The organism is Rhodococcus sp. MS13 (assembly GCF_013277835.1).
Taxonomy (GTDB): Bacteria; Actinomycetota; Actinomycetes; order Mycobacteriales; family Mycobacteriaceae; genus Rhodococcus_F; species Rhodococcus_F erythropolis.
Genome location: NZ_VBTL01000004.1, coordinates 470,828 through 491,306 on the forward strand (window position 1 = coordinate 470,828; position 20,479 = coordinate 491,306).

Sequence of the window (20,479 nt, forward strand, 5' to 3'; positions counted from 1 at the left end):
GCGGTTAGGGACCCTCTGGGGTCGCTGACCGCGCACAGCTGTTGAAAGTTCGGCTCCCCGAACTCTATAGTTCACTTATTCGAACCAACAGGTCCGAGTACGTGTGACCAGGAGACCGATGAGCACCAGTACGCAAGAGCCGACGACTCCGCGCCGACGACCCACGGGAAGATCCATCGCCCTGCTCGGTCCGGCGTTCGTCGCGGCAATCGCGTACGTCGATCCGGGTAACGTCGCCGCCAACCTGACCGCCGGCGCGAAGTACGGCTACCTCCTCATCTGGGTGCTGGTACTCGCCAATGCAATGGCCGTCCTGGTGCAGTACCTGTCCGCGAAACTCGGGCTGGTCTCCGGCAGATCCTTGCCCGAAATGCTGGGTCAGCGCCTGCGTAAGAACAACCGCCGCGCCTTCTGGCTCCAGGCCGAGATGATGGCGATCGCGACCGACGTGGCCGAGGTCATCGGCGGCGCCATCGCACTCAACCTGCTCTTCAACATCCCGCTCTTCCTCGGCGGGTTGATCACCGGATGCGTGTCGATGGTGATCCTGACGATCCAAAGTCGGCGCGGACAGCGCACTTTCGAGTTCGTGGTCATGGGATTGCTGGCCATCATCACCATCGGCTTCCTGACCGGGCTCGCCTTCACCGACGTCTCCGGCAGCGAAGCGGTCGCCGGACTGGTCCCCCGCTTCGAAGGAACCGAGACCGTACTGCTCGCCGCCAGCATGCTCGGAGCAACGGTCATGCCGCACGCGATCTACCTTCACTCCGCATTGGCACGTGATCGCCACGGCCACATCAAACCCGGGCCACGGTTGCAGCGACTACTCAAAGTCACCCGTTGGGATGTCGTCGTCGCGTTGATCATCGCCGGTGGCGTGAACATCGGCATGCTGCTTCTGGCCGCTTCGGCTCTGCGCGGAGTACCCGGCACCGACACCATCGACGGCGCGCATGCCGCGATCGAGAATTCACTCGGTCCGGGCGTAGCCGTGGTGTTTGCGATCGGACTCCTCGCCTCCGGACTCGCGTCGACCTCCGTGGGATGCGCGGCCGGCGCCGAGATCATGCATGGTCTTCTGGCCATTCGCATTCCGGTGATCACACGCCGAATCGTCACTCTCATCCCGGCACTGATCGTGCTCGGACTCGGCGTCGACCCGACGCTGGCACTCGTGCTCAGCCAAGTGGTCTTGAGCCTGTGCATCCCCTTCGCGATCATCCCGCTGGTGCGAATGACCTCGGACCCCGAACTCATGGGCGACGCGCGCAATGCCCCGTTCACGACCGTCGCGGCATGGATTGCGGCCGGCTTGATCGTTGCACTCAACGTCGCTCTGCTGGTTCTGACGGTGACAGGCTAGAGCACCGGAGCCACCCAACGCGTCCCTCACAAACGCGCTGGATGGCTCCGGCCGGACTAGGAAACTTGCTCGGCGAGAGTGGCCTTGGCCCAGCGATAGTCGGCCTTTCCGCTGGGAGAACGCCTGATCGACGGAACGTTCATGACGGTGCGCGGCACTTTGTACCGAGCGACCTGCGACGCGCAATGCTCACCGATCTCGGCAGCGTCCGGAACGTCGAAACCTTCTCGGGTCGTGATGACCGCAGCGACGCGCTCACCGAACTTCGCATCCGGAATTCCCGCGACCAGAGCGTCGAGCACCGCCGGGTGACTCTTGAGTGCCTGCTCGACCTCTTCGGGGTACACCTTCTCCCCGCCGGTGTTGATGCACTGAGAACCACGCCCCAGCAGGACGATCGAGCCGTCGGCTTCCACGCGCCCGACGTCGCCGAGCACCGACATCCGCACCCCGTCGATCACCGGGAACGTAGCCGCGGTCTTGACCGGATCGTTGAAGTAACCGACCGGCACGTGACCACTGCGAGCGATGTAACCGGTCTCGGGCGATCCCGGCTCCAGCGGCCGCATCCTTTCGTCCACGACGCGGGTCTCGTCGCGAGCGGCGATGCGCATCAGGCCGTCTTCGCCGATCTCGAGATTGCCGTCGACGCCCGACTCCGAGGAGCCGAATCCGTCGCGGATCACCAGGTTCGGAAGTATCGACTTGAGCTGCTCCCGCAGTGAGAGCGAGAACAAGGCCCCGCCGGACGAGACCATGCCGACCGTACTGAGGTCGTAATCTGCTGCGTTTGCTGCCAATTCGTCTGCGAGCGGACGGGCCATCGCGTCTCCGACGACGGTGATGGAGACGGCCTTCTCACTCCCGGCGAGCTGCAGGGTCGTCTTCGCGTCGAACCGCGCCATGAGAATTGCATTGGCGCCCATGAAGAATCCGGTGAACAGCGAGTACGACGCCGCACCATGCATCAGGGGTGCGGTACTGAGCATGTTCATCGCGGGGACGTTCGGCACCGCGGCGAACAGAGCCTCTGCGGTCGTGTGCGGCGGACCGAACGGATTTCCGCCGGTGAGCGCCGCGAAGTAGAAGTCTTCATGACGCCACATGACACCCTTGGGCATACCCGTCGTGCCGCCGGTGTAGATGACAAAGAGGTCGTCGTTGCTGCGGGGCGCGAAGTCACGAGTTGCGGGCTGCTCCGCGGCAGCGTCGGCAAATCGAACGACGTCGACGCCTTCGATATCGCGGACGGCTGACTCGCCGACGACAACGACGTGCTTGATGCCGGGCGCGGCCGGGAGAACCGTCTCCACGACGGAAACGAACTCCTCGTCCACGATCAGTGCCACCGACTGCGAATCGTTGTACAGGTAGGTCAGTTCGGCGTCGACGTAGCGATAGTTGACGTTGATCGGGACCGCACGAATCTTGAGGCAGCCGAGCAAACTCTCGACGAACTCGACGCTGTTGCGCATGTGCAGAGCGACGAGATCGCCCGGCCCGACACCGACACTCGCCAAGTGGCGGGCAATGCGGTTCGATCCCTCGTCCAGTTCGACGTAGGTGCGACGACGGCCATCGCACACGAGCGCCGTGCGGTCCGGAATCAGATCCGAAATGCCCTCGTACAGATCTGCCAAATTCAGTGACACTGCTGGTGCCTTCCTTGATGTCCGGCCCGGTGAATTCGGGGCCGACCGTACTGCGTTTTCGGTGAGAACTATCCGACCCTGGAGCCGACGAGTGCGGCCGAGAACTGAGCGGATCGGTGGTGACGCAAACGCGTACGCGGTGGGATCGCCGCGTCGACCCAAGGTGGCATGCAGCGCTCGTGACCCAGATCACCGCTCCCGCTGAGTGAGACTGCTCCTCAGTTGGTCAAACTTCTGCTCAAAACTAGAACTAATTCTGATTTCGCTCGAATGATTTTTTCGGAAAGACTGCCGAACTCTCGACTTCAAATTAGAATGAATACTAATTTTGCTGTACCTACCCGCCAGCCCGGATCGAAGGAGCACGACATGACGCAATCACTGAGCTTGGAAGGCAAAGTTGCCGCCGTCACCGGCGCCGGCGCCGGCCTGGGTCGCGCCGAAGCACTCGGACTCGCGGCTGCCGGTGCAGCCGTCATCGTCAACGACATGGGTGCAGCGGCCAACGACGTGGTCGACGAGATCAAGGCCGCAGGTGGACAGGCACTCGCCATCACCGGCGACGTCTCCGACTGGTCGCTCGGCGGGCGCATCATCGAAGAGGCTGTCAAGAACTTCGGATCCTTCGACATCCTCGTCAACAATGCAGGCATCCTGCGCGACAAGATGATCTTCAACCTGACCGAATCCGATTGGGACGACGTCATCCGCGTGCACCTCAAGGGCCACGCCGCCACCTCGCACGCAGCCGCAGTCCACTGGCGCGCAGCCAGCAAGGCAGCCGACGCACCGGTCTACGGCCGCATCATCAACACCTCTTCCGAGGCCTTCCTCTTCGGCAGCGCCGGACAGCCCAACTACTCGGCAGCCAAGGCCGGCATCACCGCTCTGACGCTCTCGAGCGCAGCAGGTCTCTCCCGCTACGGCGTCCGCACGAACGCGATCTGCCCCCGTGCCCGCACCGCCATGACGGCAGAAGCCTTCGGCGAGAACAACACCGGCGTCGTCGGCCTCGATCCGCTTGCACCCGAGCGCGTCGCAACCCTGGTCAGCTACCTCGCATCCCCCGATTCCGACGAGATCAACGGACAGGTCTTCGTCGTCTACGGCAAGATGGTGGCGTTGATGGAAGCACCCAAGGTCGAGAACCGTTTCGACGCAGCCGGATCCGCGTTCACCGTCGAAGAACTCGGTGGTCAGCTCTCGTCTTACTTCTCCGGCCGTGGGCCGTACGAAACCTACGCTGCCTACAGCATCGCCGGCCTCGAAAAGATCGCACTTGCAGTCGACGAGACCGCAACAGTTTAAGCAGCACTTACGAAGAGGAGCGTTTTCATGAGGTTGAACGGCAAGGTAGCGATCGTCACCGGCGGCGCCGGTGGAATCGGTCGTGCCATCACCCGAGTCTTCGCCCGTGAAGGCGCGAAGGTCCTGTTCGTCGACATCAACGACGAGCAGGGCCAGGCCCTCGAACAAGAACTGGCCGGCTCCGGCAAGTTCCTGAACGTCGACCTTGCTGCCGCCGGTTCGGCCGAGCAGATCCGTGACGCCGCGCTCGAGGCTTTCGGCAAGCTCGACATCCTGGTGAACAACGCTCATGCATCCCGTCAGGCTCCGTTGCTCGAAACCACGCAGGACATGTTCGACCTGTCCTTCAACACCGGTTTCTACCCCGTTGTCCACCTGATGCAGGCATGCCATGACGAACTCGCGAAGACCAAGGGTTCGGTCGTCAACTTCGCATCGGGTTCAGGTTTGGACGGAATGCCCACCCAGACGTCCTACGCTGCGGCCAAGGAAGCTGTGCGAGGCCTGACGCGCGTCGTCGCCAACGAGTGGGCGCCGGAAGGCATTCGGGTCAACGTGGTCTGCCCGTTCGCCGCCACCGAAGGCGTCGTCAAGTGGCAGGAAGCCTTCCCCGAGCGCGCAGCCGCATCGGTTGCCAAGGTACCTCTCGGACGCATCGGTGATCCCGAAACCGACATCGCTCCCGTCGTGGTATTCCTGGCAAGCGAGGATTCCAAGTACATGACCGGACAGACGTTGATGGCCGACGGCGGCAGCATCAAATTGCGCTGAGCGAAATACTTCTCGGTGGGCTCAGCTCACCGAGAAGAGTTTCGCAGCGTTGTCGTGCACGACGGCTCGCAGCCATTCGTCTCCGAGATCGAAGCGCGTAACCGCTTGCAAGGCTGTGAGATACGGGTACGGAATGTTCGGGAAGTCGCTACCGAACAGAATCCGGTCCTGCATGTCGACGAGCCGTGAAACGTCTGCCTTCGGGAAGGCGCACTGCTCTTCCGTGAAATCGGTGAACGCCATGGTCGTATCCAGGCGGACGTTGCCGTAAGCCTCTGCCAGATCGAGGAATTCGCTGTACTCGGGCATCCCCATGTGGGCGACGATCAAAGACAGGCGCGGGTACCGTGCGAGCAGCGAAGCAATGCGATCGGGTCCCGTGTACTCCCCCGGCGCCGGTCCCGATCCACAGTGAATCACGATGGGCGTCTCGGAGTCCTCGAGCTGACCCCAGACCTTGTCGAGCAGAGGGTCGTTCGGGTCGTAGTTTCCGACCTGGATGTGGGACTTGAAGATTCGCGCGCCCGACTCCAGAGCCTTTCCGACGTACGACGCCGCCGACTCCTCGGGGTAGAACGTGGCCGTGTGCAGGCAATCAGGTGTTTGCGCGGCAAATTCGACGGCCCACTGATTGAGCCACTCGGCCATCGCGTGCTTGTGCGGGTAGATCATCGACGTGAAAGCCCGGACACCGAACTCGCGGAGACGGTGTACCCGCTCCTCCTCGGCAAGTCGGTACGCGATCGGCCATGGTCGACCGATCATCGGTCCCGCTGAATCGAAGTAGCCCCACACCTTGTCCATGACGCTCTTCGGCATGAAATGGGTATGGACGTCGATCACGCCAGGAACACCCAACTCGCGCCAGAAAGCCCGAACCTCGGCGATCTCCTCCGGTCCGGTCGATGGGACCTCTTCGGTACACACGTCTGACACCCCTTTCGTTCGCTCGACCATACCGAGTGCCGTCGCGCTCACCGGGACAGGTCGTTGACGGCCCGCGCTGAGCACCCGAATGTGAACCCATCTTGCCGATCACCGTTGGAGGTTGAATGTCTCAGGCCGAGTCCGAAGTGGGATCGATCAGTGCCGTCGAGGAACTGCTCGCAATCGAGGAAATCAAACGTGTCTTCGCCGCGCGCCTACGCTGCATGGACACCAAGCAGTGGCACGTCTACCCAACCCTGCACACCGCAGACGTCGTCAGCGAGACGTGGGGCGGACTCCCGACAGACAAGCAACCCAAGACCGGTGACACCTCGAACCAGGTAGTGGGCATCGACAAACTCACCGCGGCAATTCGGAACATGCTCGACGGCGACATCCCCCTCACCACGGCGCACCACGCACACACTCCCGAAATCGTGCTGACCTCACCCACCACCGCAACCGGTATCTGGGCGATGGAAGACATGCTGTGGTGGAACGACGGCGAGAAAGAACTACACCTGCACGGCTACGGCCACTACCACGAGGAATACCGCAAAGAAGACGGCAAGTGGCTGATCAGCTACCGAACCCTCACCCGGCTCCGTGTCGACCAGGACCCCGGATTCTTCCGATTCATGAAAGCGCTGTGACGAAGTGACCAACCCGCTGTTTCAACCGCTCCGCATCCGTTCGCTCGAATTGTCCAACCGCATAGTCATGTCGCCGATGACGCGCACGTACTCCATCGAGGGCGTGCCTGGCCGCGACGTCGCCGACTATTACCGCCGACGCGCCGAGGGCGGTACCGGACTGATCGTCACCGAAGGCGTCGCGATCGATCACGAGACTGCTGTCGACCACGCCAACGTCCCCAACCTCCACACTCCCGCTGCTCAGGCCGGATGGCGCAAGGTAGTCGACGACGTGCACGCTGCTGGCGGCAAGATCGTGCCTCAGCTCTGGCACGTCGGGCCTCTGTGGGGCGCGATGACGCAGATGGACCCTTCGCTCAAGCCGATGCGTCCCTCGGGTGAGTGGGGTCCGCTGGGCGTCACCTCGTACTCCGCGGCCTACGTCGAACGTGCGCAGGCGAGCACCGAAGCGATGACCGAGCAGGACATCCAGGACGTCATCGACGCGTATGTCCGTAGCGCGAAGCACGCCGTCGAACTCGGCTTCGACGGTATCGCGATCCACGGCGGTCACGGCTACCTCCTCGATTCCTTCTTCTGGGAGGGCACCAACCAGCGCGACGACGCGTGGGGCGGCGACCTGGAGCGTCGTACCAAGTTCCCGGCCGCCGTCGTCGCTGCGATCCGCGCGGCCATCGGACCGGATCTGCCGATCATCTACCGTTTCTCGCAGCACAAGCAGCAGGATTTCACCGCGAAGATCGCGGAGACCCCCGAGGAGTTGGGCGTCATCCTGGGCGCGCTGGTCGACGCCGGAGTCGACGTTCTCGATGCCAGCATCAGGCGCTTCGACGTCCCCGCCTTCGAAGGCAGCGATCTCTCGCTGGCCGGCTGGGCGAAAAAATTGACCGGCGCCGTCACGATGGCCGTCGGCAGCGTCGGTATCGGAAAGTCGCTGCGGGACAGCCGTATCGAAGGCGTCGCCCCTGTCGTCGACAACATCCCACAGCTCGAGGAACGCATCGGCAGCGGTGAGTTCGATCTGATCGCGATCGGCCGTCTCCACCTCGCCGATCCGGCATTGGCGACAACCCTGCGCGACGGTAGTCCGCTGCCGGCATTCGATCGAGCGGTGCATGAGGGCAGCTTGATCTAGGGGCTCCGCCCCTGTGCGCCTTTCCGGTAGTTCGCACTACCGAAAAGGCGCACAGGGCCGAAGGCCTTTATGTTCGACCCATGACTACTTTCAACGCCTGGGTCGCCCGCGAAAGCGACGGCACCATCGACTTCGCCCCCGAAACCGTCGACGAATCCTTCCTCCCGGCAGGTGAGGTCACCATTCGCGTCGAGTATTCGAGCGTCAACTACAAGGACGCTCTCGCGGTCACGCCGAAAGGCGGGGTGGTTCGCGAGTACCCGATCGTCCCCGGCATCGACGTCGCCGGCGAGGTCATTGCCTCCGAGTCCGACGCATTCGCCCCGGGCGACAAGGTCGTCGCACATGGCTACGAGATCGGGACCGCCCGCAACGGCGGCTACGCCGAGATCGCCCGTTTGCCTGCCGAGTGGGTCGTGAAGCTCGACGGCATTTCCACCGCCGACGCTGCTGCGATCGGCACGGCAGGATTCACCGCAGCCATGAGCGTCCAAGCCATTCTGGCCAGCGGAGTGAAGCCCGCCGACGGTCCTGTCCTGGTGACGGGCGCGAGCGGCGGAGTCGGCACCGTCAGTGTCGACCTTCTGGCAAGCGCAGGCTTCGACGTGGTCGCCTCCAGCGGCAAGCCAGGCGCGGCAGACCTTCTGACGTCACTCGGTGCGTCTTCGGTGATCGGCCGGCTCCCCGAAGATCCCGACGCCAAGCCTCGCCCGCTCGGAAAATCTCAGTGGGCGGCGGCCGTCGACTGCGTCGGTGGGAAGACTCTCGCTCACGTTCTGAGCACGATCAACTACGGCGGTGTTGTGGCCGCCAGCGGATTGACCGGCGGCGCCGCGCTGCCTACGACCGTGCTGCCGTTCATTCTCCGCGGAGTCTCACTGCTGGGCATGGACTCGGTATTGATGCCGATCGAACCCCGTCGCGCGCTGTGGGCCCGCCTGGGCTCCGACCTCACCCCACGTCATCTGAAGGAGATCACGAACCTCGTTGCCGTCCGCGACGTCGTCTCGGTGATCGATCAGGTGCGCGAAGGCAAGTACACCGGCCGGGCGCTGGTTCAGGTTGCCGACGGTTTCTGAACCGCTCAGAAAAGTGTGAACAGATCTGCCGGTTCTTCGGCCGTCGTGGACTTCTCCTTGTAAGGGGAGTTCACGGCGGTCGGTTCCTTCTTCACCGGGGCAGCAAGCGGGACCGATGCGATGTCCCCCGAGACGATGGCGCGGGCGGCTTCGCCGGCCAGCTTGTCTGCCATTTCGTTGTAGTGGTTGCCGACGTGCCCGCGCACCCAACGAAAGCGCACCGGACCGACTCGATCGGTGATGGCTCGGTCGATGCTCTGCACCAGTTCCAGGTTCTTGACCGCCCCGCCGCTCGCGGTCTTCCAGCCCTTGCGCTTCCAACTCGGCAGCCATTCCGACGCGCACTTGATGGCGTACTGCGAGTCGGATTCGATGAGCAGAGGATCAGCACCGGGATGGGCGACGACGGCCTCGAAGAGCGCACGCAACTCGGCGATCTGATTGGTGCCGGACGCTTCTCCGCCGGACATGCTCGGACCCTCGTGATTGACCCATGCCCAGCCGATAGCCCCGCCGGGGTTTCGCAGACAGGATCCGTCGGTGCTCACGATGATCATGGCTCGGACAATACGTTGCGCCACCGACACACGCCTTAACGGAGGATGGACGGTGGCGATACGCTGACCTCGATGACGCCGCTATCTCCGGTCGACGAAGTCACGGTGACTTCTCAGCGACCACTCGATGCCGCGCTGACGCTCAGCCCGCATCAGCGCGGACCCGGCGACCCCGCACATCGACGGTCAGCCGACGGAGCGATCTGGCGAGTTTCCCGCCAACTTTCGGGTCCTGTGACCTACCGCATCACGCAGTCGGATCGCCATACGGTCCGGGTACAGGCCTGGGGTCCCGGCGCCACGGAATTTCTGACCGGCGCCGAAGCTCTGCTCGGTCTCGACGACGAGGCCGAAGATTTTGCGCCCGAGCATCCCAAGCTCGCCGAAGCTCATCGACGCTTCCCTCATCTGCGCATCGGCCGCACCGGACGCGTCATGGAAGCCCTCGTTCCCGCGATCCTCGAGCAACGCGTCCACGGCATCGACGCGTTTGCCGCATGGCGCCGGCTGCTGACCAAATTCGGAGAGCGCCCACCCGGCCCCGCGCCCGACGGAATGCGAGTTCCACTCACCGCGGACCAATGGCGACGAATGCCGTCGTGGGAGTTTCATCGCGCAAATGTCGATCCCGCGAGATCCAAGACGATCGTTCAGTGCGCTCGGGTCGCCGACCGCCTCGAGCAGGCGTCATCGTTCCCCAGGGCCGAAGCGACCAAACGATTGCGAGCGGTGCCCGGCGTCGGGATCTGGACTGCCGCGGAAGTGGCTCAGCGCGCCTTCGGCGATTCGGACGCACTCTCGGTCGGCGACTACCACCTCGCTGCGGTCGTCGGCTGGTCGCTCCTGGGCGAACCGATCGACGACGCCCAGATGGTGCAGTACCTCGCTCCCCTCCAACCGCATCGATACCGCGCGGTGCGGCTTCTGCAGGTCAGCGGTCAAGCCGTCAAACCCAAGTTCGGTCCGCGAACTGCCGTTGCCGACCACCGCTGGCACTGAGCACCAGGAGATAAAGAATGTCGACCCGATACGCACACATCGCCTTCTCCCCCGCTGCGGTGGAGCGTCAGCGGTCGACCGGGAGTTTCACCGTCTACGGTTCAAAGCTCGATCAGCCCGACGAAGGTCCGATGGAATTCGATTTCCGCGCTCAGGGATTCGTGAAATCCGTGGATTCCTTCTTCATGTCCACTGTGACGCCCGACGGTTGGCCGTACGTCCAACATCGCGGCGGCCCGCGCGGATTCCTGCATGTGTTGGGCCCGAATCGAATCGGATTCGCCGATCTCCCCGGCAATCAGCAGTTCGTGACGCTCGGCAATCTGGAAGAGAACAATCGCATCTCGCTGTTCGTCATCGATTACCCGACGCGAACGAGATTGAAGATCTACGGGCGTGCACACGTGATCGAAGCGGACGAGGACCCTGAACTGCTGCAACAACTCTTGCAGGTCCCCGGCGGCACCATGACAGCAAAAGCGCAGCGCTCCATCGTCGTCGAGGTCGAAGCGTTCGACTGGAACTGCAGTCGAAATATCACACCTCGCTTCGACAAGGAGCGCATGGACGAATCCCTCGCTCTGGCACGCCAACCCCTGCAAGCCGAGGTCGATCGGCTTACTGCCGAGGTCGAAGAATTGCGCGCGCGGTTGTCGAAAAACGAATGAGACTGGGCGGTTTCAGGGCCCCCTGAGTCGGGTAGCCACCAAACACGGCCCGTCGCGCGGAGACGACGGGTCCCGTTGTGCCCGAGGAGGTCCGCACGATCGATCCAGACGGTGGAGTTCTGGTTAACGAACTGCACCGCCACCATTCACGACTGGTTCCACACAGACAGATTGGCCGTCCCCATGAAACTGTCCCGAACTCTCACCATGTCCGTACTCGTCGTCGCCGCTGTCGGCGCCGGAGCCGGCACCGCGGTCGCAGCGCCCCCGAATGCGGGCTTCGATCCGTCCCAACCCCTATTGACCCCGACCGCCGAGTCGAACAGCCAGGCGGCGTTGATGCTCTTCCCCGGTAACGATCCGAAGCAAGCCGCGTTCGACACGATGGCCAACGAGGTCAATATCGGCTGGAACAACGGCGGCGTGCAGTCGACGCTCATCGGAGCCAACCTCGGCGTCGGAATCGGCTGCCTGTCGATCTTCCCGAACTTCATCGCCGGCTGCATCGTCGGTGGAGTCATCGGCACGGTTGCCGGAGTCGGCGCGGGAATCACCAACGGAAACCCGAACGCTGCGCCGGCCGTCGAGAAGTTCTTCGCGACTCCTTGAGAGACGCTCAGCTGTGCGTGTGCCCGGGGGTGGGTGTCTCGTCGTGAAAATGTGTGGCGCCGATCGAATGCAACAGCTGGTGAACGGTGTCGTCTGCCAGTTGGTATCGCATCGATCGGCCGTCGCGCGTCGCGCTCACCCACCCCTGGCTACGCAGTAGCCGCAGCGCATGTGAGACGGCTGTGCCGCTCATCCCCAGCGCCACGGACAGATCCGTGACGCAGATACCCGGTGCGTGGTGAAGGCAGAGCAACAGACGCAGACGGTTGGCGTCGGAGAGAAGCTCGAAGCGACCGGACCAACTGGTGACATCGAGACCCTCGAGTGCAGCCCTGGCGCGACGAACATCCTCGACGCTCAGCGCGCCACTGGTGTCTGCTGCGCCTGCATTCGTCAACCGACTGCCTCCGTAGAACTTCCGATCCCCCGCCGCAAGTGTACCCAGAAGCGAACCTCGTCAGGCAGACTCCACCACGGCTGCCATGCCCTGGCCACCGCCGATACACATGGTCAACAGCGCTTTTCCGCCGCCGCGACGGCCGAGTTCGTGAAGCGCGGTTGTTGCCATACGCGCACCCGTCGCTCCCACGGGGTGCCCGAGCGAGATGCCGGAACCGTTGACGTTCAGTCGATCGAGGTCCTCGAAGCCCCATTCCTTCACTACGCCGAGAACCTGGCACGCAAACGCCTCGTTCAGCTCGACCAGATCGAAGTCGGCAAAGCCTGCCCCTGTGCGAGCAAACAGTTTCGAGACGGCGGCAACCGGTCCGAGGCCCATCAGCGCCGGTTCACAACCGGCCGCGGCCCAACTGTCGAGGAACCCGATGGGTTCCAGCCCCAGCTCGTCCAGACGATCCTCGGCGACCACCAACATCGCTGCCGCAGCGTCATTCTGTTGGCTGGCGTTACCGGCGGTCACGACGCCTCCCTCGGTCACCGCACGCAGCCGTGCCAGGGTTTCGAGTGAGGTATCCGGACGGATCCCCTCGTCAGCACGAAACTGTGTGACGTTCCCTTTTCGATCCGTCAGTTCGACGGCGACGATTTCGGCATCGAATCGGCCGGATTCTCTTGCCAGTGTAGCTTTTCGGTGACTCTCGACGGCGAAGGCGTCCGACTCTTCCCGCGTGATCCCGCATCGTGTCGCGACGTTCTCGGCCGTTTCGATCATTCCGCTGATCCGGCCGAAACGCCACTCGGGTTGCGAGCGCTCTCGACCACGATCGAGGCGGTCGAACAGTTGCAGCCCACCGGATTTGGTGCCCCACCGCGCTCCGGTGGTGTAGTGCTCGATCCCGCTCATCGATTCGACGCCACCCGCGAGAACCACGTCGGCAGCACCCGTCTGGACCATCATGGCCGCGGTAACGATGGCCTGCAGACCCGTTCCGCATCGGCGATCCGTCTGGAAGCCGGCTACCGAAATCGGCAACCCTGCCTCGAGCGCCGCCCACCTTCCGATGCACGGTGCCTCCGAATTGGCATACGACTGCCCCATCGCGACGTCGTCGATGCGGGACGGATCGATTCCGCTACGACGCACGGTCTCCTTGACGACAGTGGCAGCCAAACTTTCCGCAGGCACGTCACGAAGTGCCCCTCCGAAACGGCCCACCGCGGTTCTGACCGGCGCGACCAATGCTGCTCGTTTCACAACTGACCTCGAATCTCGTTCTGGAAGAATGGAAAAGGATTCAGGAGACCAACAGGCGCACGGTATCCGCCACCAGCGCAGGTTTACCTGCTCCTTCGATTTCGATCGTGTACCGCACGACAATCGTCGCGCCCTTCGCGGTGCGCTCGAAGGAAAGAATCTCCGCACCTGCCCGCACCGAAGAACCGACCTTGACCGGTTCGGGGAATCGCACCTTGTTGCTGCCGTAGTTCACGGTCATGGAGATTCCGTCGACACGCATCACCTGAGCGCCGAGCACCGGCAACAACGAAAGAGTCAGATAGCCGTGGGCGATGGTGCCGCCGTACGGACCCTGCGCTGCGCGCTCGGGATCCACGTGAATCCACTGGTGATCCTCGGTGGCGTCGGCGAACTTGTCGATCCGATCCTGTGTGACCGGGAACCACGCGCTGTAGCCCAAGTGCTCACCGACAGCCGTCTCAACTTCGTCGATTCCGTTGAAAATTCGCATAGTTCTCTCCTGAAAGGTGTTGAACAGCAAAGAAAAGTGCAGCGCTAATGTGCGCCGCGGCGCAGCGTGACCCGATACGTGTACTGCTCCGGCAAGAAATAGCTCACCGACAACTCGTTGGCAACGCCCTGCGCGTTGGAGTACAAACGGTCCACCCGCAACATGGCGTGGCCGATCTCGCAATCGACGTCCCTGGCAACGTCTGCCGTTGCCGGGGACACCGTGATCGATTGTGCTGCTTCGACAATCGGACTGTCGATCAGCGGTTCCAGCAGGCCGATCACCGTATTGGCGCTCACCGCACCGGCCGCCATGGCGGGCAGGTCGATGATCTGCCGAGCTATCGCCTCCGGCAGATGCGCCGTCGTCTGCACGAACGGAACTCCCTCGTGTATCCGTCGGAAGACCACGGTGTACACGACGTCGGTGTCGAGCCGAAGCCGACTGGCCGCCTCGATGTCCACGCGCCGTTGCAGCGGTGACACCACTTCCATCGTCGTGTCCCGCGAAAGGTTCATGAGATCTTCGATGGATCCGAGATGACGGAGATAGCGGCCGCTGTTCTCGGTCACGAAAGTCCCGCGCCCGGGTACTCGGTACACGATGCCCTCGGCAACAAGATCGTGAAAGGCTCGGCGGACCGTCTGCCGACTCACGCCGTGATGCTGCGCCAGTTCGGATTCGGTGGGCAGTTGAATGCCGTCGCGGTAGGTACCGGCAGAGATCTGCTGACGAAGCTCACGAGAGAGGCGTTGGTACGCCGGCTCCGTCTCTCTTTCCTTACCGCTCATAGCGACATGATCCTACTTGCTCACCGGTCCGTCACAGACCGCCGCGGGCAACCAGCTGCGAAACGATCACGTTGCGCTGAATTTCGTTGGTTCCCTCCCCGACGATCATCAGTGGCGCATCACGGAAATACCGCTCGACGTCGTACTCCGTCGAGTAGCCGTAACCGCCGTGGATGCGGACGGCGGACAACGCGATTTCCATCGCCACTTCGGAGGCGTACAGCTTGGCCATGCCTGCCTCCATGTCGCACCGCTCGCCGCTGTCGTACATCTGTGCCGCGTGCCACGTCAGCTGCCGTGCGGCCGTCAGCTTCGTTGCCATGTCGGCGAGGTAGTTGCCGATCGACTGGTGCTTCCAGATCGGCTGGCCGAAGCTCTCGCGCTGCTGCGCGTACGCAAGTGAATCTTCGAGTGCAGCCGTGGCGACGCCCAGTGCACGGCAAGCCACCTGGATACGGCCGGTCTCGAGCCCCTTCATCATCTGCCCGAAACCCTTTCCGGGAGTGCCGCCCAGAATGGCCGACTCGGCGATGCGGTAATTGTCGAAGGACAGTTCACAGCTCTCGACGCCCTTGTATCCGAGCTTCGGGAGGTCGCGGGACACGGTCAGCCCTTCGCCGTGCTCGACGAGAACAATCGAGATGCCCGCATGACGAGGGCTTGCGCTTGGATCGGTCTTGCACAGCAATGCGATCACGCCGGATCGGCGGGCATTGGTGATCCATGTCTTGGCGCCGTTGACGACCAGATCAGTGCCGTCGCTCTTGGCGTTGGTCGTCATGGCCTGCAGATCGGAGCCACCGCCGGGCTCGGTGAGGGCCATCGTTGCCCGGATCTCGCCGGTTGCCATTCGCGGCAGGTACTTCACCTTCTGCTCTTCGGTACCGAACAGCGAGATGAGCTTGGCAACCACTGTGTGTCCGCCCATCGCTCCTGCCAGGGACATCCATCCGCGCGACAGTTCCTGCGTCACCTGCGCATAACAGGGCATGGACACCGGCGATCCGCCGTACTCCTCGGGAATCGCGAGGCCGTAGATCCCGATCTGCTTCATCTGATCGATCCACTTCTCGGGATACTCGTTCGCGTGCTCCACCTCCTGGACCGTGGGTTTGACCTCTCGGTCGACGAACCGGCGCACGGTTTCGATCAGGAATGTCTCTTCGTCGTTGAGCTTGAGCATGAATCCGCCTCGACTTGAAATAAGTTTGTACGGCCATATTTCGATATTGTTCGCGCAATGTCAATACCGCGCCTTGACATCGATACGCAGCAACTGCCAGCATCGAGGCAGTTCGCTGCACATCAACGCCGTTCACGGCAGCACATCTATTTCGCAACTGGCCGTACATTTGATCACCAGATCGAGGTAATCGACACACTATGGACGAGAACCACTACCGCGCGACTAGACGCCGTGCGTCCCTGGTCGCTCCGGGTTCAGACGAGCGCAAGGCCCGCAAGGCACTCTCTTCGAACGCAGACGAGGTGATTCTCGACCTCGAAGATGCCGTCACTTCGGCGAACAAGGACCTTGCGCGAACCCTCGTGAGTTCCTTGGTGCACGAGTTCGGTAGAGCGCGCACCATCTCGGTCCGAATCAACGGCCTCACCACGCCATGGGCCCGCGACGACCTGATCGCCTGCGGCACCCTCGGAGAATCGCTGACGAGCGTAATCGTCCCGAAGGTCGAGTCCGCCGACGAACTCCTCGAGGCCGAGCGCATTCTCTTCACTGGCGGTGGGCACCACACCACCCTGCAAGCCCTGATCGAAACTCCGCTCGGCGTCCAGAATGCCGACTCCATCGCCCGCGCGACTCCTCGTCTGCAGGCCGCGATCATCGGATACGCCGATCTCGGTGCAGCGCTGGGTCGCTCACGCTCGGCACTGCCCGAACACTGGCTTGCCGTCCAGGACAGAATCCTGATCGCCTGCCGCGCAGCCGGCGTCGCCGCCATCGACGGACCCTTTCTCGGCATCACCGACGACGACGCCTTCCGCCGCGCCGCGCACTGGACCAGCGCTCTCGGGTTCGACGGCAAATGGGTCATCCACCCGGCGCAGATCGACTCGGCCACTACCGCATTCACTCCTTCGGACGACGCCGTCAATGACGCCAGACGGGTATTGACCGCACTCGAAGAAGCCGAAACCCTGGGTTCCGGCGCCGCCCAGCTCGACGGCCAAATGCTCGACGAAGCAGTGGCCGTGGCAGCGCGTCGTACGCTTGCCCGAGCCGAAGGAGTCACCGCATGAGCGAGCACTACGTGGGAGGACCGTACTTCGACGAACTCACCCACGGTCAGATCTTCGACGAAGCACCAGCGGTGACGTTGACCAGTGGACTCGCCGCCTCCCATCAGGCGATCCTCGGTGACCGCATGCGCTTGCCTCTCGACGCACATCTGTCGTCGAGCGTCACAGGTTCCGCTGCACCAGTTGCGAATCCAGGACTGGTCACCGACGTCGCCATCGGCCAGTCAACCGTGGTCACACACCACGTCAAGGCAAACCTCTTCTACCGTGGACTGCGATTCCACCGTTTCCCGGTACTCGGTGACACCCTGTACACGCGCACCGAGGTTGTCGGTCTACGCGAGAACTCGGCCAAGCCGGGACGCGGCGCCACCGGACTTGCCGCGCTACGGATGACGTCCGCTGATCAGAATGGCAACACGGTCCTCGACTTCTACCGCTGCGCCATGCTCCCACTGAGCCCCGACCCGATCGAGACGAGAACTCGCCACGCCGACGACCTCTCCGTGATCGGTCCGTCCGAACCGGCGCCGTACGTATCACCTGACGGTTGGGACCTCGACACATATCGAGATCGGGTACCCGGCAGGCACTTCGAGTCGGATTTGGTGGGCTCGGTATTCCGTAGCAGCGGCGACGTCGTCACCAGTGCACCCGAACTTGCCCGGCTGAGCTTGAACATCGCAGCGACGCACCACGACGATCGCGTCGGCACCCACGGTCGCCTCGTCTACGGCGGCCACACCATCGGAATTGCACTTGCCCAGGCAACTCGCGCTCTGCCCAATGTGGTGACGGTTCTCGGATGGCACTCGTGCGATCACACCGGGCCCGTTCACGAGGGCGACACCCTCACGAGCGAACTGCACGTCGAAAGTTCGTCGCCCCTCGAACACGGAACCGCAGTGCAACTGCGTTCGCTCGTGTTCTCCCACAATGCTTCTGCAACACAGACTCCGGTTCTCGACTGGCGTTTCACCGTGTTGATGGCATGATCGCACACTCTTCTACCACGGAGGATCACAGATGACTCAGACCCAAGGCCCGCTGTCCGGGCTTCGCATCGTCGAGGTCTCGAGCTTTGTCGCCGCACCCCTGTGCGGACTGACTCTCTCCCAGCTCGGCGCCGAGGTGATCCGGATCGACCCGATCGGAGGTGCCTCCGATTACAAACGCTGGCCCGTCACCGACACGGGTGAAAGCATCTACTGGACCGGACTCAACAAAGGCAAACGGTCACTGTCAGTGGACATGCGCGCCGAGCGCGGTCAAGAACTGATTCGCCAACTGGTCACGGCTCCGGGGCCTGGCGGCGGAATCCTGGTCACCAATGCCGGCGGTCGCACCTGGATGAGCTACGACTCCCTGGCCCAGTTGCGTAGCGACGTCATCACCCTCGAGGTTCTGGGACGCCGCGACGGCAGCCCCGGGGTCGATTACACGGTCAACGCCGCGTTGGGATTTCCACAGATCACCGGCCCCGCCGACTACGCCGGAGTTGTCAACCACGCACTGCCCGCCTGGGACGTCGCCTGCGGGCTCTACGCCGCCCTGTCGATAACTGCCGCAGTGCGCCAACGTGACTCGACCGGACACGGCACGCAGATCACGCTGCCACTCGAAGACGTCGCATTGGCCACCGCGGGAACCCTCGGCTACCTCACCGAAGTCCAAGTGAACGGTCGCAGTCGCGAGTCCGGCGGAAACGCCGTCTACGGCACGTACGGAATCGATTTCGTCTCCAGCAACAACGAACGGTTCATGATCGTTGCACTCACTACCCGCCATTTCCGCGACCTTGCGTCGGTCACCGGCACCACGGCGGCTGTCGACGCCGTCGAAGCTGCACTCGGAGCCGACTTCTCCGCCGAAGCGGATCGCTACCGTCATCGAGAGGTACTCACTGCTCTGTTCTCACATTGGTTCCGGGAACACAGCGGCGCCGAGATCGCTGCAGCGCTGGACACATCGTCGGTTCTGTTCGAGAGGTACCGCAGTTTCGAGGAAGTGGTGAATTCCGGTGAACTGGAGAACAACCCGATGTTCTCTGCACTCGATCAGCCTCGAATCGGAAGTTATCTGGCTGCCGCGAACCCAGCCTCGTTCGACGGCGCCCACCTGAGCGCCGGACCGGCCTCCGAGGTCGGCGGCGATTCGATTGCGGTGCTCGCGGATGTCCTCGGAACCACTGCCGATCACGCCTCGGCACTGATCGCGGACGGCATCGTCGGCGTTCCGGCGAACTGATCTACCTGGAGCATGTTTTCGGCCTCGGAACAAATGTTCCGAGGCCGAAAACATGTCGAGAGTGCGTCAGAGACCAAGATCCTTCGCGATTATGGTCTTCATGACTTCACTTGTGCCACCGTAGATTCGTGTGACACGCGTGTCTGCGTAAAGACGCGCGATAGGATACTCGGTGATGTAGCCGTACCCGCCGTGCAACTGGAGGCACTTGTCGATCACTCGACCTGCTGCCTCGGTGCAGAACAGTTTCGCCTTCGCGGCGTCGGGAATCGTCAGAGTGCCGCGGTCATGACATTCGAGTGCGTTGTCGGACACCAGCTGGATGGCATCAACCTCGGTAGCGCATTCGGCCAGAACGAATTTGGTGTTCTGGAATGCCGCGACGGGCTTGCCGAACACCTTGCGGTCTTTGACGTAGTCGATGGCAAAGCGAAGCGCTGCACTGGCAGTGGCGGCCGCTCCGAAAGCGATGGTCAACCGCTCCTGAGCCAGGTTGTGGGTCAGATAGCTGAATCCGTCGCCCTCTTCTCCGAGCCGGTCCTCGACGGGCACCTGTACGTCGACAAACGAAAGCTCCGCAGTGTCGGAGGTCTTGAGACCGATCTTGTTGATCTTGCGCCCCACCGAGTATCCGGGCGACGACGTGTCGACCACCAGGATCGACAACCCGGTGCGTCGGTTCTCCGCTGTGCTGGGCGCGGTGCGGCACACCACCAGGACGCGATCGGCAAGTACCCCGCCGGTGATGAACGTCTTGGAACCATTGACCACGTAGTGCGTACCGTCCTCCGACAGCTTGGCCGTCGTCGCGATGTTCGCCAGATCCGACCCTGTTCCCGGTTCGGTCATCGCAATCGCGAACATCAGATCGCCGGAGGCGAAGCCCGGCAACCAGCGGCTCTTCTGCTCGTCGTTCGCGTACTCGAGCAGGTAGGGCAGGATCAGGTTCGTATGCACCGACTGCGAGCCGAAAGACGCCCCGGCGGCAGCAACCTCCTCGGCGACGACGACGTTGAACTTGAGCGACTTCTCGCCGCCTCCGCCGTATTCCTCCGGCACCTGAATTCCGAGTACGCCAAGCTCTCCGAGTCGTCGGTAGAAGTCGCGGGGCGGGTGACCGTCCTCTTCCCACTTCTCGTGGACCGGGGTTACTTCCTTCGCGATGAAATCGCGGACGGTAGCCCGGAATGCCTCGTGATCCTCGTTGAACACGGTGCGCTGCATGTATGAACTCCAGTCGGTCAAGGGAACAGGGTGATCCTGATCTCACCTTGCCTCAAGGCTCCGCATTCGATCCAACACTCATCG

The 20,479-nt window shown here is 62.9% G+C and carries 21 protein-coding genes; 12 read left to right on the forward strand and 9 right to left on the reverse strand.

From position 1 onward, the window contains the following. The first annotated feature begins 118 nt into the window (after window positions 1–118). On the forward strand, window positions 119–1,366 hold the full coding sequence (locus FEZ59_RS10615) for an Nramp family divalent metal transporter (protein WP_021345600.1): 1,248 nt from the start codon (window positions 119–121) through the stop codon (window positions 1,364–1,366). A gap of 56 nt (window positions 1,367–1,422) precedes the next feature. On the opposite strand, the gene FEZ59_RS10620 is transcribed toward FEZ59_RS10615, so the two are convergent. After that, a complete protein-coding gene (locus FEZ59_RS10620) occupies window positions 1,423–3,018 on the reverse strand; it encodes an AMP-binding protein (protein ID WP_172932618.1) in 1,596 nt (531 codons plus the stop codon). Window positions 3,019–3,387: 369 nt separating this feature from the next. Between FEZ59_RS10620 and FEZ59_RS10625 the strand changes: the two genes are divergently transcribed. Together FEZ59_RS10625 and FEZ59_RS10630 are read left to right on the forward strand one after the other, a co-directional pair. Beyond that, on the forward strand, window positions 3,388–4,326 hold the full coding sequence (locus FEZ59_RS10625) for a 3-oxoacyl-ACP reductase (RefSeq protein ID WP_007729451.1): 939 nt from the start codon (window positions 3,388–3,390) through the stop codon (window positions 4,324–4,326). Window positions 4,327–4,353: 27 nt separating this feature from the next. Beyond that, window positions 4,354–5,097, forward strand: coding sequence for an SDR family oxidoreductase (locus tag FEZ59_RS10630; protein ID WP_019745385.1), 744 nt, complete (start codon window positions 4,354–4,356; stop codon window positions 5,095–5,097). A 21-nt stretch (window positions 5,098–5,118) separates the two neighbouring features. Here FEZ59_RS10630 and FEZ59_RS10635 read toward each other — a convergent pair whose 3' ends face one another. Then, a complete protein-coding gene (locus FEZ59_RS10635) occupies window positions 5,119–6,054 on the reverse strand; it encodes an amidohydrolase family protein (protein WP_020970853.1) in 936 nt (311 codons plus the stop codon). Window positions 6,055–6,149: 95 nt separating this feature from the next. Between FEZ59_RS10635 and FEZ59_RS10640 the strand changes: the two genes are divergently transcribed. The 3 genes from FEZ59_RS10640 to FEZ59_RS10650 all read left to right on the forward strand — a co-directional run bounded on the left by FEZ59_RS10640 (window position 6,150) and on the right by FEZ59_RS10650 (window position 8,894). Continuing rightward, window positions 6,150–6,677, forward strand: a complete 528-nt coding sequence (locus FEZ59_RS10640) for a nuclear transport factor 2 family protein (RefSeq protein ID WP_019745387.1) — start codon at window positions 6,150–6,152, stop codon at window positions 6,675–6,677. A gap of 4 nt (window positions 6,678–6,681) precedes the next feature. Beyond that, window positions 6,682–7,815, forward strand: a complete 1,134-nt coding sequence (locus tag FEZ59_RS10645) for a 12-oxophytodienoate reductase (protein WP_019745388.1) — start codon at window positions 6,682–6,684, stop codon at window positions 7,813–7,815. An 80-nt stretch (window positions 7,816–7,895) separates the two neighbouring features. After that, window positions 7,896–8,894 (forward strand): MDR family oxidoreductase, encoded by a 999-nt coding sequence (locus FEZ59_RS10650; protein WP_020909206.1) that lies wholly within the window; start codon window positions 7,896–7,898, stop codon window positions 8,892–8,894. A gap of 5 nt (window positions 8,895–8,899) precedes the next feature. On the opposite strand, the gene FEZ59_RS10655 is transcribed toward FEZ59_RS10650, so the two are convergent. Continuing rightward, window positions 8,900–9,451, reverse strand: a complete 552-nt coding sequence (locus FEZ59_RS10655) for a ribonuclease H (RefSeq protein ID WP_007729467.1) — start codon at window positions 9,449–9,451, stop codon at window positions 8,900–8,902. Window positions 9,452–9,496: 45 nt separating this feature from the next. Between FEZ59_RS10655 and FEZ59_RS10660 the strand changes: the two genes are divergently transcribed. The 3 genes from FEZ59_RS10660 (at window position 9,497) to FEZ59_RS10670 (ending at window position 11,727) form a co-directional block, all read left to right on the forward strand. Then, on the forward strand, window positions 9,497–10,450 hold the full coding sequence (locus tag FEZ59_RS10660; RefSeq protein ID WP_019745390.1) for a DNA-3-methyladenine glycosylase: 954 nt from the start codon (window positions 9,497–9,499) through the stop codon (window positions 10,448–10,450). A 17-nt stretch (window positions 10,451–10,467) separates the two neighbouring features. Further along, a complete protein-coding gene (locus tag FEZ59_RS10665; RefSeq protein WP_019745391.1) occupies window positions 10,468–11,118 on the forward strand; it encodes a pyridoxamine 5'-phosphate oxidase family protein in 651 nt (216 codons plus the stop codon). Between the two features lie 111 nt (window positions 11,119–11,229). After that, on the forward strand, window positions 11,230–11,727 hold the full coding sequence (locus FEZ59_RS10670) for a glycine zipper family protein (protein ID WP_019745392.1): 498 nt from the start codon (window positions 11,230–11,232) through the stop codon (window positions 11,725–11,727). Window positions 11,728–11,734: 7 nt separating this feature from the next. Here the strand turns inward: FEZ59_RS10670 and FEZ59_RS10675 are convergent, their stop codons facing one another. Genes FEZ59_RS10675 through FEZ59_RS10695 form a run of 5 tightly spaced genes read right to left on the reverse strand, consistent with a single transcriptional unit; the run spans window position 11,735 to window position 15,848 of the window. Then, entirely contained in the window at window positions 11,735–12,124 is a 390-nt protein-coding gene (locus FEZ59_RS10675; RefSeq protein WP_019745393.1) for a metalloregulator ArsR/SmtB family transcription factor, read from the reverse strand. A 60-nt stretch (window positions 12,125–12,184) separates the two neighbouring features. Further along, window positions 12,185–13,381: an acetyl-CoA C-acetyltransferase gene (locus FEZ59_RS10680; protein ID WP_019745394.1), complete on the reverse strand. Its 1,197-nt coding sequence runs from the start codon at window positions 13,379–13,381 to the stop codon at window positions 12,185–12,187. A gap of 40 nt (window positions 13,382–13,421) precedes the next feature. Further along, on the reverse strand, window positions 13,422–13,874 hold the full coding sequence (locus FEZ59_RS10685) for a MaoC family dehydratase (RefSeq protein ID WP_003940415.1): 453 nt from the start codon (window positions 13,872–13,874) through the stop codon (window positions 13,422–13,424). Between the two features lie 44 nt (window positions 13,875–13,918). After that, on the reverse strand, window positions 13,919–14,665 hold the full coding sequence (locus tag FEZ59_RS10690; protein WP_003940169.1) for a GntR family transcriptional regulator: 747 nt from the start codon (window positions 14,663–14,665) through the stop codon (window positions 13,919–13,921). Window positions 14,666–14,696: 31 nt separating this feature from the next. Next, window positions 14,697–15,848, reverse strand: a complete 1,152-nt coding sequence (locus FEZ59_RS10695) for an acyl-CoA dehydrogenase family protein (protein ID WP_019745395.1) — start codon at window positions 15,846–15,848, stop codon at window positions 14,697–14,699. Window positions 15,849–16,048: 200 nt separating this feature from the next. Here FEZ59_RS10695 and FEZ59_RS10700 point away from each other — a divergent pair, with 200 nt between their 5' ends. From FEZ59_RS10700 to FEZ59_RS10710, 3 genes are read left to right on the forward strand one after another with little or no spacing between them, the layout of a single operon-like run. After that, window positions 16,049–16,924: a CoA ester lyase gene (locus FEZ59_RS10700; protein ID WP_172932619.1), complete on the forward strand. Its 876-nt coding sequence runs from the start codon at window positions 16,049–16,051 to the stop codon at window positions 16,922–16,924. Continuing rightward, window positions 16,921–17,919, forward strand: a complete 999-nt coding sequence (locus FEZ59_RS10705) for a MaoC family dehydratase (protein WP_047888283.1) — start codon at window positions 16,921–16,923, stop codon at window positions 17,917–17,919. The genes FEZ59_RS10700 and FEZ59_RS10705 overlap by 4 nt, the downstream gene beginning before the upstream one ends. A gap of 31 nt (window positions 17,920–17,950) precedes the next feature. Then, entirely contained in the window at window positions 17,951–19,171 is a 1,221-nt protein-coding gene (locus FEZ59_RS10710; protein ID WP_172932620.1) for a CoA transferase, read from the forward strand. Between the two features lie 66 nt (window positions 19,172–19,237). On the opposite strand, the gene FEZ59_RS10715 is transcribed toward FEZ59_RS10710, so the two are convergent. Then, the gene (locus tag FEZ59_RS10715) at window positions 19,238–20,395 is read right to left on the reverse strand and encodes an acyl-CoA dehydrogenase family protein (RefSeq protein WP_020970861.1); all 1,158 of its coding nucleotides are present in this window, start codon (window positions 20,393–20,395) and stop codon (window positions 19,238–19,240) included. Window positions 20,396–20,479: the final 84 nt, after the last annotated feature.